This is a genomic window from Xanthomonas sp. Leaf148 (assembly GCF_001423585.1).
Taxonomy (GTDB): domain Bacteria; phylum Pseudomonadota; class Gammaproteobacteria; order Xanthomonadales; family Xanthomonadaceae; genus Xanthomonas.
This window is the reverse complement of sequence record NZ_LMOP01000012.1, coordinates 482,477-495,761: the sequence shown is the minus strand read 5'-3', so window position 1 is coordinate 495,761 and position 13,285 is coordinate 482,477. Positions and strand designations below refer to the sequence as shown.

Below are 13,285 nucleotides of genomic sequence, written 5' to 3'. Positions count from 1 at the left end.
CAGCGCAGGTCAAACGTACCTAGAGTCCTTCGCGGCGTTAACCGCGTTGGACCGCTGCGTTGCACCGCGGCGGGCAGCGCAGCGCCAACGTGGCTGCTTCACACGTCGCCGTCGCGGCTCCAGCCTTCGCCACTGCCGCGCTGAATCACTTGATCGCTGCTCAGCACATCGCCGGCCGGCACCTGCGCCTGTTGCGCCAGTGCAGCGTAGATCGGCGTGAAGTCCGGGCTGGTCGCGTCCATCAACTGCGCAAAGCTGTCGATGACGAAATAGGTCTTCTGAAAACTGTCGATGCGGTAGCGCGTGCGCATGATGCGCTGCAGATCAAAGCCGATGCGGTTTGGCGCGGGCGAGTCCAGCGAATACAGCGATTCGCCTTTCGACGACACGATGCCGGCGCCGTAGATGCGCAAGCCTTGCGGTGTGTTGATCAGGCCGAATTCCACCGTATACCAATACAGCCGGGTGAGGTTCTGCAGCGCGTCCGGGCCAATGCCGTGCGCCTTGACCCCGCCACGGCCATAGGCCTGCATGAAGTCGGCAAACAACGGGTTCATCAGCAGCGGCACATGCCCGAACAAGTCATGAAACAGGTCCGGCTCGGCGATGTAATCGATCTGATCGGGACGGCGAATCCACCAGGTCACCGGAAAACGCTTGTTGGCCAGGTGATCGAAAAAATCCAGTTCCGGCAGCAGGCCTTCCACGCCGACCAACGTCCAGCCGGTGGCCGCCTGCAGCACCGCGTTAAGCGCGTCGAAGCGCGGGATCTGGCTATCGTCCATGCCCATGGCGTCCTGCGCCTGCAGGAACTCATCGCAGGCGCGACCCACCAGCAACGCACGCTGGCGGCGGTACAGCGTGCCCCAGGTGGCATGGTCGTCGCTGCTGTAGCCGTCCCACGGCTGGTCGACCACGGCCGTGGTGTAGACCGGCACATAACCCTTGTCGGTGAGCTGGTTTTCGACGCGGCGCGGGGCAGTGTTCATGCGGCAGGACTTCCGTAGCGACTAAGGATTCACCTTAGCCGGATCGCTGCGCAACAGGATTGCGAATCTTGCGCAGCGCTGGCACTTACGCGCAAGATTCATGCGTCTCGATCTGCTGCTGCGCAACATATGGACCAACCGATCGCCTTGGACCGCACCGATCTGCGGTTGCTCGCTTTGCTGCAGACGCAGGGGCGTACCAGCAACGCCGAGCTCGCCGTGCAGGTGAATCTGTCCGCGTCGGCCTGCCTGCGGCGCACGCAACGGCTGGAGGCCGCCGGCATCATCGCCGGCTACGGTGCGCGCCTGGATGCGCGCGCGCTGGGGCTGGGTCTGCAAGCTTTTGTGCGGGTGCAGCTGGAGCAGCACGGTCAGGCCGATATCGAGCTGTTCGCCGACGGCGTGCGCGGTTGGGACGAAGTGGTGGCGTGCTGGGCGCTGACCGGCGACATGGATTACCTGTTGCAGGTGCAGGTGCGCGATCTGGAGCATTTTTCGCGATTTCTGCTGGATCGCTTGCTCAATGCCACCGGCGTGTCCGACGTCAATTCCAGCTTCGTCCTGCGCACGGTCAAGGCGCCCGAAGGCCTGCCGCTGTCGCATCTGGCGTGATGCGTCAGTCGCCTAGCCTGGATGCGAAACGCGTTGTGCCGGCGGAATAGGGCGCACCCGATCGCGCGTACAACCTGTTGCGATCAACGAATCTGGCTGACCTGCGACGTCCGGCAGCGGGCGCCGTCGCGCAGATCACGCAGATCGCGCCGGCAGGAGCAGACGATCCAGGGCAGACCGCACTTGCTCAGCAAACGATAACGATTTACATTTACATAACGTCTGGCCGGCTCCGGCCATGTCCTGTTCGTCGATCCGCCAGCCTTGCCAGGCCAGCCAGCTCGTCGCCCGAGCAGCACGCCGATGCCTGCCTGCTTCCTGTCGCCACGCCCTAGCGTGCGCCCACGATCGATGAGAGACCGATGCCTGCACTGACTCACCCACTGACCTGCCTGTCTGTTGCCCTGCTGTGCGCGTTGACCTGGCCTGCCGCTGCGCACGCAGCCGACCTGGCCGATGCCAAGACGCTCGACCAGGTCACCGTCAACGGCACGGTGAGCCGCGCACAGCCGGCCACCACCACGCGCCTGCCGCTGACCCTGCAGGAGACGCCGCAGTCGGTAAGCGTGATCGGATTGCAGCGCCTTGAGGATGAGTCGCTTTTCAGCATCGATGACGTGATGCGCAACGTCACCGGCGTCAACGTGTCGTTTTACGACACCCAGCGCCCGCTGTATTTTGCGCGCGGTTTCCAGATCACCGACTTCCAGGTCGATGGCTTGCCCACCTATAGCGGTGCGACCAATCAGGAATACGACACGGTGTTTTACGACCGCATCGAAGTGATCCGCGGCGCCAACGGCCTGCTGACCGGCGCAGGCATTCCCTCGGCCACGGTGAACCTGTTGCGCAAGCGCCCAGGCAAGACGTTCGACGCCTCGGTTGCCGCAAGCGCCGGCACCTGGGATTTCCGCCGCACCCAGGCCGACGTCAATGCACCGCTCACCGACGACGGCCGCTTCCGCAGCCGCGTGGTCGCGGCCTGGCAAGATCGCGACTACTACTACGACCGCTACCACGACAACAAAATGTCCGGCATGGCGGTGCTGGAAGGCGATCTGACCGACAGCACCACACTCACCGTGGGCTATCAACGTCAGGACAACAGCCCGGTCGGTTCGACCTGGGGCACGGTGCCGTTCTTTGCGGCCGATGGCACGCTGGCCAATCTGTCGCGCTCGACCAACATGGCACCGGAATGGACGCGCTGGCAGCGCGAAACCAGCACCGCCTTCGCCAATCTGGAACAACGCTTCGGCGAGGACTGGTTGCTGCGCGTCAACTACGCGCACACCAAGGGCGATGTGCAAAGCATTCGCGTGTACGGCACCGGCTATCCGGCCGCCGATGGCAGCGGCGTGTTCTTGCGCACCGGCGTCGGCGAAACCAGCGACGCCCGCGATGGCGTGGATGTGTATCTGTCGGGCGGGTTCTCGTTGTTCGGCCGCCGGCACGACGTGGTGCTGGGTGGCAGCTGGCAGGATCTGCAATCGACCACCTACGGCATCGCGCAGCAGTACCCCAGCGGCTGGGGATCGTGCATCAACGAAAGCGGTGGGTCTGAGCGCTGCTATCGGATTCCCAACATCCGCAACTGGGATGGCGATGCACCCGAGGTGAGCTACAGCCGCACCGGCGCGCGCCGTGAGGCACGCACCACGCAGCGCGGCGTGTACGCCTCCACACGCCTGCGCCTGGCCGACCCGTTGTCGCTGATTGCCGGCGCGCGCCTGAGCACCTGGCAAACGCGCACCCAGGCCTTCAACGTCAGCGGCGGCTACACCGGTACCACCGGCCGCTACAAAGTGAGCGATGAAGTCACCCCGTACGTGGGCCTGGTGTACGACATCGTGCCGGACGTGTCGGTGTACGCCAGCTACACCGAAATCTTCAATCCGCAAAACTACCGCGACAAGGACAACAACCTGCTCGCGCCGGTGGAAGGCTCCAACCTGGAGGCCGGCATCAAGGCGCAATTACTCGACGGCCGCGCCATGGCCACCGCCGCCGTGTTCGAAGCAAAGCAGGACAACTACGCGGTGCGCGACATGACCCAGCCCGAATCGTCGTTGCCCGATGGAACCTCCGCGTTTATCGGCGTGGACGGTACCAAGAGTCGCGGTTGGGAGATGGATATCAACGGCGAGATGCTGCCGGGTTGGACGGTCAATGCCGGCTACACCCACGTCAAGGTCACGCGCGCACCCACCGATGCGATCTACGCCAACCTGCCGGAAGACTATCTGCAGCTGTCCACCCAGGTACGCCTGCCCGGCGTGTGGGATCGCCTGAGCATCGGTGGTGGCGTGAGTTGGCAAAGCGCGGTGCGCGGCTTCAACATCGCACGGCCCACCGGCGATGGCAGCGGCGCCACCACACCGGTCACCGTGGTGCAGAACCCGTATGCGTTGGTGCACTTCAACGCCAACTACCGCATCAGCGACCAGTGGACCGCCACGCTGGCGGTACGCAACGCGTTCGACAAGACCTACTGGGCCAACCTGGATTACCAGAACTACGGCGAACCGCGCTTTGTCAGCGTGTCCCTGCGCTGGCGGTACTGAGGAAACAGCGATGCCGGCCGATCACCGCGCGGTGCATGCACCACGATGATCGGCCGGCATCGCAACCAAGGTCCTAAAGCGGAATCCAAAATATCTACCGTTGCGTAGGAGCGGCCCCGGCCGCGATGCCGTCCCGACACAGCGCCAGTGCTTCCGCATCAAGCATCGAGCAAGGCGAAAGAAGCTCGCCCGCCTGGATCAACACCTAGCGCGCAACAGCGTGCAAATGGCAGACAGATAACGCCATAAACCATGCGAGCAAAAACGCGCCGAACACGTTAAATCAAGCAAGCAAGATGCGGCACTTCGTAGGAGCGGCCCCGGCCGCGACGCCGTCCCGACACAGCGTCAGTGCTTACTTAGCAGGCATCGACCAATGCGAAAAAGCTAGTTCGCCTGAATCAACACCTCGCGCAACAGCGTGCAAATAGCAGACAGATAAAGCCGTAAACCCATGCGAGCAGAAAACGCGCCGAACGCGTTACATCAAGCAAGCAAGATGCGGCATTTCGTAGGAGCGGCCCCGGCCGCGATGCCGTCCCGATAGCGCCGATGCGCAAAAACGTTTTACACAGCAGCACAAAGCCCGCTCATCCGCGCCCAAGCGAGCACATGCAACTCACCGTCGCACGCACCCCGCGACATGCAGACGCGCGGTTTCTTCCTTGACCTCGCGGACCGCGGCTTACAGTGAGCAGTAAAACCGCAGCACCTGCCTGCCACCAGCAAGCCCCGCGATCACCCTGTACCTCCAAATCCAGCAAGGCATCGAGCGCAGCGGACATCCCGCCGCACCACAAGCCCCTTACGGCGCCACGCATTCCTCGTCCTTGCCGCGCAATTTCTGCCAGCGCGACCGTTGTTCCAGGCAACGCTGGTAGGCCTGCTGTTTTGCCGCCGCAGCCTGGTCGGCGGCGTTACGCGTGGCACTGCTACGCGCGGCCTGTAGCTGCGCGATCTTGGCGCGGATCTGCGGCATCACGGCCATTGCGGCGCGTTCGCCTTCCAGGATGGCGACACTGCGCTGATTGAAATCGGCCGAGCCGATATCGTTGACCTTGGGGCGCACCACCACGTCTGCGCGCTTTAGCTCGGCTTCGCCCAGACGCTGGCCCATGATCGAGATCGACTGGTTCACCGTGCCCAGCAGATCGCCCGGATTCTTGCCGCTGGCCTTGCTGGAAATATCCACTGCCACCACGAATTCGGCGCCGAGCTGACGCGCGGCATCCACGGGCACCGGGCTGACCACGCCGCCGTCGACGAAATGGTATTTGCCGATGGTCACCGGCTCGAACACGCCGGGAATGCTGCTGGACGCACGCACCGCCTGGCCGGCGTTACCGCGCACGAACACGGTGCGCTCGCCGTCTTCCAGGCGCGTGGCCACCACCGCAAACGGCTTGCGCAACTTCTCGATAGGCTTGCCGCCGAGTTGCTCGTTGACGTAGTCCTGCAGCTTCTGGCCCTGCACCAGGCCACCGGAGAACAGTCGCACATCGCGGATGCTGGTCTGGTCGAGCGCCACCGCTTTTTCCTGCATTTCGAACGCGTCCATGCCGCTGGCATACAGCGCGCCGACCACGCTGCCGGCGCTGGTGCCGGACACCACCACAGGCGCAAACCCGTTGGCTTCGAGCATCTTGATCACGCCAATATGCGCAAAGCCTTTGACTGCGCCGCCGCCAAGCGCGATGCCGATCTTCACCGGTTTGGCCGCAGCGGCCGAGGGCGCCTGGACCACCGGCGCAGGCGTTGCCGGGCGTGGCTCGCCACCGCAGGCCGAAAGCAGACCGAGCATGGACAACAGGGCAAGCGAGCGGGAGCGGCGGAGCGCAGTCATGGCGAAAACGTCGATGGGAAAGGCGAGGGAGAATACACGCGCGCCGAGACGACCGCTGCGGACGTAGACCTCATCGCTCACGCTAACAGGCGCGTTGGCTCCGCCAGGACAGTCGCCGGCTGCGCTCGGACCGTTGTCATGACACCAATCGGCCGGTGCGTGTCCCTTCTCCCACCGGGAGAAGCGGGCGGATGAGGGTGCGGCACTGCGCGGTGACAGTGCACAGCAATCGCCCTGCTCATCCGTTCACCTCACTCGCATTCCGCGCGCAGACCCGCGCCGACAGCGCCGGCGTTTCCGCGTACGCGCGGAAGCAGTGCGGTCTCGCCCCGCAGTTAGATCGCCCTTGGTCCGCCTTGGCCCAAGAGCAGCTACCAAGAAGACTGTGCTCGCCGCCAGGCGGGCGCGGCCGGTGCTCGGTGCGGCATGGAGCACTCGGACATTCCGGTTCTGAGCGCGCTGGCCGCACCCACCTGACGACGACTCGCTACGTTTTGGTAACCGCTCGAAAGCGACCGCCGAATCACTCAGCCCGCACCAAGCGCAGTCGAACCGAGGTGTGCTTGCACCTGACCATCGCACTCAGCTGCCGCGTTACCCAATCAAAACCGGTTATCGCCATCCAGCAGCCTTCCTAGCCCGCCGAGCACCGAGCCTTCGCCGCGTTGCTGACCACCGGCTTGCGGGGCGGCCTGCAGCATGCGGCCGGCCATGCGCGAGAACGGCAGCGATTGCAGCCAGACCTTGCCGGGGCCGGTGAGGGTGGCCAGGAACACGCCTTCGCCGCCGAAGAACATGCTCTTCAATCCGGCCACGCGACGCACGTCCATGTCTACGCCGGCGTGATAGGCGACCACGCAGCCGGTGTCCACGTCGATGCGCTCGCCAGGGCCGAGGTCGCGTTCCACCACGGTGCCGCCAGCATGTACGAACACCCAGCCGTCGCCTTCGAGTTTCTGCATGATGAAGCCCTCGCCGCCGAACAGGCCGGTGAGGATTTTCTTCTGGAAGGCGATGCCCAACGACACGCCGCGCGCGCCGGCCAGGAAGCTGTCTTTCTGGCAGATCAGGCGCCCGCCGTGCTCGGACAGCCGCAGCGCCAGCACCGTACCGGGGTAGGGCGCTGCGAAGGCCACCTTGGCCTTGCCGCTGCCGGCGTGGGTGAACACGGTGGTGAACATGCTTTCGCCGGTGACAACGCGTTTGCCGGCCGAGAGCAATTTGCCCATCAGCCCGCCGCTGCTGCCGCCCTGACCATCATGCGAGCCGTCGCCGAACACGGTGTCCATCTGCACCGCCGAATCCTTGTACATCAGCGCGCCGGCCTCGGCGATGGCGCTCTCGCCCGGGTCCAGTTCCACTTCGACAAACTGCATATCGTTGCCGACGATGCGGTAGTCGATTTCATCGGCGCGTCCGGCGCTGGCAATGTTGCCAAGCGGAGGCGGTGCGCTGCCGGCGCCCTGCAGGTCGGCCAGCTGACGGGCGGGCGTCCAGCCATCGAGTCCATCGCGCCAGGCCAGCGCGTCGGGTTGGCGCTGGGCATGCGCGCGGGCGCTGGCATCGTCGAGCGGGCCGATACGGTCGGCCTGTCCGGGAATATGGAAATACCACTGGGCCATCGGGAAGACTCCTGTCGGTGTGTGCGGCGAGTCTAGCCGCAGCAACCGGCACCGCGTCCCGTGTCCAAGGTCATACCGTGCAAGGCGGTCAGGCGTGGTTGCGACGCTAGACACCGCACGCGGGCCAGCCAGACCTGCACGCCGCCAAGGCGGTCGCAGTCAGGCGGATGCGCTGAAGTAGGCCGCAGCGTGGCGAGCGCCTGCATCGGGCAACGGTGTCACGTTGACTGCAGCATTGGCGCCGCCGGCTTAGAGTAGCTCCCAAAACGACTGCGCTCACTCACCGCCAAGCGGGCGCGGCCGGTGCTCGGTGCGGCATGGTCCACGCGTCCACTCAGGTTCTGAGTGTGCCGTCCGCACCTATCCTGACGACGGCTCGCCACGTCTTGTGAGCTGCGCTTATTCCCCCACCGTCGCCCAATAGCGCTCGCCGTCGCGGTGCACGCGCACCGGGCCGTCGAACGCTGCCGACAGGCTGGCATCGGTCAGCAGCGCATCGCGCGGACCATCGGCGATCACCGTGCCGGCGCGCAGCAGAATCACCCGCGCGATTTCCGGCACGATCTCTTCGATGTGATGAGTCACCAGCACCAGCGTGATGCCTTGCCGGGCAAGGTCGCGCAAGGTGTCGAGCATGTATTGGCGCGCCACCAGGTCCAGGCCGGTGGACGGCTCGTCCAGCAACAGCGCCTGCGGGCGGTTGACCAGGGCGCGCGCGATCAGCACGCGGCGGGTCTCGCCGGCCGACAACTCGGCAAACGGTCGATCCAGCAACGGCAAGGCACGTGCCAGCGCCAAGGCCTCACGTGCCCGCGCGCGCATGTCGTCGCTGACCTCGTGATGCGGCGGCACCACGTAGCTGGCGAAGAAGCCGGACAGCACAGCGCTTTCGACATCCAGCCCCGGCATGTCGGCCAGATTGACGCTCAGATCGCCGCTGACGATCCCCAGCTGCGAGCGCAACCGCTCCACCTGCCAGCGCGCCTGCCCCAGCACCTTCACCGCGGGCTGGCCATCGCCACGCGCCAGCGGATACAGCTCGCGCGTGATGAGCTTGATGAACGAGGATTTGCCGCAGCCGTTGGGGCCGAGGATGGCAGTGTGCTGGCCAAGCGCGATCCGCAAACGCAACGCATGCAGCACACGGATCTGGCCGCGCATCACACTTGCCTGGTCGAGTTCGATCAGCGCAGGCGCATCGGCAAACGTATCGGCAACATCGGTGGAAACAGTCATACGCAAGACATCAGGCAGTAAGGGAGAAGATACGTGTGAACCGCTTTAGCAAGGCAGGCGTCACCCTACGCATCCGAAGGGTGAAGTTTGCCGCGATCGCCCCCATCATGTCTGCATCGACCAACGAGAAACCGCCGCCGTGGAACTGCCGATGCTGTCCGATCCGATCATCGACTTCCTGACCGCCGGCGTGGCCGGGCTGGGTGTGTGGGGCATGCTCGCGGTGCTGCTGGTGTTCACCCAGCTCACCATCTTTGCGGTGACCTTGTACCTGCATCGTAGCCAGGCGCACCGCGGCGTGGATTTCCATCCGGTGGTAGCGCACTTCTTCCGCTTCTGGACCTGGCTCACCACCTCGATGATCACCCGCGAATGGGTGGCGATCCATCGCAAGCATCACGCCAAGGTCGAAACCGACGAAGATCCGCACAGCCCGCAGACCAAGGGCATCAAGCAGGTGTTCTGGCGCGGCGTGGAGCTGTATCGCGAAGCGCGCGCACAACGCGCCGACATCGAGCAGTACGGCAAGGGCGCGCCCAGCGACTGGATCGAGCGGCATCTGTACACCCCGCACGCCAATGCCGGGCCGATCGCACTGCTGGTGCTCAACGGCGTGTTGTTTGGCTTGCCCGGCATTGCGCTATGGGCGATCCAGATGGCGTGGATTCCGTTCTGGGCGGCGGGTGTGGTCAATGGCCTGGGCCATTGGTGGGGCTATCGCAATTTCGAATCCGCCGACACCTCCACCAACCTCACCCCGTGGGCGCTGTGGATCGGTGGCGAAGAACTGCACAACAACCATCACGCGTTTCCGAGTTCGGCACGGTTTTCGATGCGGCGTTGGGAACTGGATATCGGCTGGATCGCGATTCGCGGACTGCAGGCCATGGGTCTGGCCAAGGTGCTGCGTGTTGCGCCGTCGCTGGATATCCGCCCCAATATCGCCGTGCCCGATGCCGATACGCTGAAAGCACTGTTGTCGCATCGCTTCCAGGCCATGACCGATTACCAGCGCAACGTGCTCAAGCCGGCCTTGCGCGAGGAAGCCGCCGCCACCGGCGCCAAGCTGCGCGAGTTGTTGCCGCGGCGTCTGCGCAAGGGCCTGGTCGATGACGGGCGCTGGCTCAAGCCGGATGCGCGCGCGCAGTTGCAGGCCTGGGTGGCGCAGCGTCCGCGCATGCGTACGTTGGTCGAGTACCGCGCGCGCCTGACCGCGGTGCTGGAAGCGCGCAGCCATGATGCGTCCGAGCGTCTCAAGCAGTTGCAGCAGTGGTGCCATGAGGCCGAAGCCAGTGGCAACGCCGCGCTGCAGGCGTACGCGGCGCGGCTCAAGGGCTATGCACTGAGTGGCGCATAAGCGCAGCGGCACGCGTGCTGCGGTGGGCGCACGCGGCTGGAAACGTTCGGTGACGCGCGCGCTGCTGATGGCCTGCATCGTCTGTGCGTGCGCGTCTGCAGCGCATGCCCAGGTGCAGGACAGCCAGGACTATCTCAAGCGCATGGACACCGATGGCGATGGCCGTGTCAGTCGCGATGAATATCTGGACTGGATGAGCTACGCCTTCGATCAGCGCGATGTCGATCACGACGGTGTGCTGCAAGGCGACGAACTGCCGGGCCGGCGCGGCAAGCCAATCACCCGCGCTGCGCATCGCGCGACCTTGATCGAGCGCTTCGCACGCCAGGACGCCAACGGCGATGGCACTCTGAGCGCGCGCGAACTGCTGGCGCCGCCGCGCTGATGCGCACCTTCGCGCGTGTCTGACGTCGCGTTCGGCAAGCTCGCGCGCATGTTTACTCTCGACCAGGTCAGCCGCCGCTACGGCCAGGCCATCGCACTCGACACGGTCACGCTGGGCTTTGCCAGCGGCGTTACGACGGCGTTGATCGGCCCCAGCGGCGCCGGCAAGTCCACCGTGTTGCGCATGCTGGTGGGGCTGGAATGGCCTGACAGCGGCACGGTCGCTGTCGATGGCGTGCCATTGGCGCGCGCCAGCCTGCAGGCGCAACGCCAACGCATTGGCTATGTCATCCAGGAAGGTGGGCTGTTTCCCCACCTGGACGCGCGCAGCAACGTGGTGCTGCTGGCGCAGACCCTGGGCTGGAGGCGGCAACGCATCGATGCGCGCTTGGATAGCCTGTGCACGCTGTGCCAGTTGCCGCCGGAGTTGCTGGCGCGTTATCCGGCCGAACTCTCCGGTGGGCAGCGCCAACGCGTGGGGCTGATCCGCGCCTTGATGCTGGACCCGCCCGCGCTGCTGCTGGACGAACCGCTGGGGGCGCTCGACCCGATCGTGCGCTACGACCTGCAGGCGCAGATGCGCGCGCTGTTTGCGCAGCTTGGCAAGACCGTGGTGCTGGTCACCCATGATGTCGCCGAAGCGGCGTATCTGGCCGACACCCTGGTGCTGATGCGCGCTGGCCGCGTGGTGCAACAGGGCAGTGCACGCGAGCTGCTTGAGCAGCCGGCCGACGCGTTCGTGCAGCGGTTTCTCACTGCACAACGCAGCATCGGCGACGCCGCATGATGGCGCGCCTCTTTGCGGCAATGCTGCTGCTGATCTGCAGCCTCGGCGCGCAGGCCGCGCCGGTGACCATCGGCTCGAAGAACTTCACAGAGGCAGTGATCCTGGGCGAAATCGCCACTGCGGCCGGTCGGCGCGATGGCGTGGACGTGCAACACCGCGCCCAGCTCGGCGGCACGCGCATCCTGTGGCGCGCGCTGGAAACCGGCCAGATCGACGCCTATGCCGAATACACCGGCACCCTGGCGCAGGAACTGTTGCAGTTGCCCAAGGCCAGCCACGCCGAGCTGCGCGCCGCGCTGGACGCGCGCGGTCTGGCGATGACCGAGTCGCTGGGGTTTCAGGACACCTATGCGTTTGGCATGCGCCGCGCGCGTGCGCAGGCGCTGGGCATCGCATCGCTCTCGGATCTGGCCCGCCACCCGGCACTGGAGATCGGTTTGAGCAATGAATTCATGCAGCGCGCCGACGGCTGGCCCGGCGTGCGTGCGGCCTACGGCTTGCCGCAAACCGCCACCGGGCTGGATCACGATCTGGCTTATCGCGCACTGCAAAGCGGGGCGATCGAGGTCACCGATCTATACAGCACCGATGCGGAGATTCCGTATTACCAGCTGCAAGTGCTGCGCGACGACCACCAATACTTCCCGGAGTATCAAGCGGTGTTTTTGTATCGCAAGGACCTGGCGCAGCGCGCACCGGCGATGCTCAAGGCTTTGCAAGGTCTGCAGGGACGGATCGACGAAGCCACCATGCAGCGGCTCAATGCGCAGGTGAAATTGGAGCGGCAGTCCGAGGCGGCGGTGGCCGCGCAATGGCTGGGCGTTGCGGCCACGGCGCAGGCGGATTCGCGCATCGGCCGGTTGCTGCGCCACACCCGCGAGCATCTGGCACTGGTCGGCATCTCGCTGGGCTTCGCGTTGCTGATCGCGCTGCCCTTGGGTGTGCTCGCAGCGCGGCGGCCGCGGCTAGGCCAGGTGGTGCTGTCGTTGACCGGTGTGTTGCAGACGCTGCCCTCGTTGGCCGTGTTCGTCTTCATGATTCCGTTGTTCGGCATCGGCGCAAAACCGGCAATTGCCGCGTTGTTTCTGTATAGCCTGCTGCCGATCGTGCGCAATACCCATGCCGGGCTCACTTCGATTCCGCGTGAGTTACGCCAGACCGCCGAAGCGATCGGGTTGCCGGCCTGGACGCGATTGTGGCGCGTGGAATTGCCGCTGGCCCGCCGCACCATCGTGGCCGGTATCCAGACCGCTGCGGTCATCAACGTGGGCACCGCCACCTTGGGTGCGCTGATCGGTGCCGGTGGGTATGGCCAGCCAATTCTCACCGGCATCCGTCTCGATGATATCGGCTTGATTCTGGAAGGCGCGATCCCCGCCGCCATCCTCGCCCTGCTGGTGCAGGCGGCATTCGAAGGGCTGGAGCGTTGGGCAACCCCACGCGGCCTGCGGCTCAGTCAGCGTGGTTGAGCAGCGGACAAACAATCCCCCATGAACCCGTAGGAGCGGACCCGGCCGCGACATCGCGTTACTCGGACAACGCCCCGTCGCGGCCAGGTCCGCTCCTACATGCGCTGGCGTACCGCGTCACTGCCCTAGCGGCGCAGCAATCAAGCGTCATAGCGAATCTTTGGCGACACGCACGCCCTACTTGCGACTCAGCCAGCGCGGTGGTGCAGCGATTCAACCGCAGACAACCAATGCGCACGAACCCGTAGGAGCGGACACGGCCGCGACACCGCCTTACTCGGACAACGCTCCGTCGCGGCCAGGTCCGCTCCTACATGCGCTGGCGTACCGCGTCACTGGCCTAGCGGCGCAGCAATCAAGCGTCATAGCTATCTTCGGCGACACGCACGCACTACTTGCGACTCAGCCAGCGCGGTGGTGCA

At 65.3% G+C, this 13,285-nt stretch carries 10 protein-coding genes and 2 other RNA genes; 8 read left to right on the top strand and 4 right to left on the bottom strand.

The window, feature by feature from the left end; all coding sequences use genetic code 11:
• Positions 1-98 precede the first annotated feature (98 nt).
• Complete coding sequence (gene phhA / locus ASF90_RS19235) at positions 99-989, bottom strand: phenylalanine 4-monooxygenase (RefSeq protein WP_055853828.1); 891 nt, start codon at positions 987-989, stop codon at positions 99-101.
• A 129-nt stretch (positions 990-1,118) separates the two neighbouring features.
• Between phhA and ASF90_RS19230 the strand changes: the two genes are divergently transcribed.
• Positions 1,119-1,601 carry an Lrp/AsnC family transcriptional regulator gene (locus ASF90_RS19230; protein WP_055853825.1) on the top strand — a complete coding sequence of 161 codons (483 nt, stop codon included), beginning with the start codon at positions 1,119-1,121 and terminating at the stop codon, positions 1,599-1,601.
• A gap of 362 nt (positions 1,602-1,963) precedes the next feature.
• Entirely contained in the window at positions 1,964-4,165 is a 2,202-nt protein-coding gene (locus ASF90_RS19225) for a TonB-dependent siderophore receptor (protein WP_055853822.1), read from the top strand.
• A gap of 805 nt (positions 4,166-4,970) precedes the next feature.
• Here ASF90_RS19225 and ASF90_RS19220 read toward each other — a convergent pair.
• Positions 4,971-6,008, bottom strand: a complete 1,038-nt coding sequence (locus tag ASF90_RS19220) for a patatin-like phospholipase family protein (protein WP_055853820.1) — start codon at positions 6,006-6,008, stop codon at positions 4,971-4,973.
• A gap of 426 nt (positions 6,009-6,434) precedes the next feature.
• On the opposite strand from ASF90_RS19220, the gene ASF90_RS22965 reads away from it, so the two are divergent.
• Positions 6,435-6,511, top strand: a non-coding RNA gene (locus ASF90_RS22965) — sX9 sRNA.
• Between the two features lie 99 nt (positions 6,512-6,610).
• On the opposite strand, the gene ASF90_RS19215 is transcribed toward ASF90_RS22965, so the two are convergent.
• Positions 6,611-7,630 carry a TIGR00266 family protein gene (locus tag ASF90_RS19215; protein ID WP_055853817.1) on the bottom strand — a complete coding sequence of 340 codons (1,020 nt, stop codon included), beginning with the start codon at positions 7,628-7,630 and terminating at the stop codon, positions 6,611-6,613.
• 317 nt (positions 7,631-7,947) lie between these two features.
• On the opposite strand from ASF90_RS19215, the gene ASF90_RS22960 reads away from it, so the two are divergent.
• A non-coding RNA gene (locus ASF90_RS22960) (sX9 sRNA) lies at positions 7,948-8,025 on the top strand.
• Positions 8,026-8,029: 4 nt separating this feature from the next.
• Here the strand turns inward: ASF90_RS22960 and ASF90_RS19210 are convergent.
• Positions 8,030-8,866 carry an ATP-binding cassette domain-containing protein gene (locus ASF90_RS19210; RefSeq protein WP_055853814.1) on the bottom strand — a complete coding sequence of 279 codons (837 nt, stop codon included), beginning with the start codon at positions 8,864-8,866 and terminating at the stop codon, positions 8,030-8,032.
• A gap of 151 nt (positions 8,867-9,017) precedes the next feature.
• Between ASF90_RS19210 and ASF90_RS19205 the strand changes: the two genes are divergently transcribed.
• The 4 genes from ASF90_RS19205 (at position 9,018) to ASF90_RS19190 (ending at position 12,863) form a co-directional block, all read left to right on the top strand.
• Positions 9,018-10,223: a fatty acid desaturase gene (locus ASF90_RS19205; RefSeq protein ID WP_055854001.1), complete on the top strand. Its 1,206-nt coding sequence runs from the start codon at positions 9,018-9,020 to the stop codon at positions 10,221-10,223.
• 67 nt (positions 10,224-10,290) lie between these two features.
• On the top strand, positions 10,291-10,608 hold the full coding sequence (locus ASF90_RS19200) for a calcium-dependent protein kinase 21 (RefSeq protein WP_082473630.1): 318 nt from the start codon (positions 10,291-10,293) through the stop codon (positions 10,606-10,608).
• 48 nt (positions 10,609-10,656) lie between these two features.
• Positions 10,657-11,394: an ATP-binding cassette domain-containing protein gene (locus tag ASF90_RS19195; protein WP_055853989.1), complete on the top strand. Its 738-nt coding sequence runs from the start codon at positions 10,657-10,659 to the stop codon at positions 11,392-11,394.
• Positions 11,391-12,863, top strand: coding sequence for a glycine betaine ABC transporter substrate-binding protein (locus ASF90_RS19190; RefSeq protein ID WP_055853811.1), 1,473 nt, complete (start codon positions 11,391-11,393; stop codon positions 12,861-12,863). Before ASF90_RS19195 ends, ASF90_RS19190 begins: the two co-directional genes overlap by 4 nt.
• Positions 12,864-13,285 lie beyond the last annotated feature (422 nt).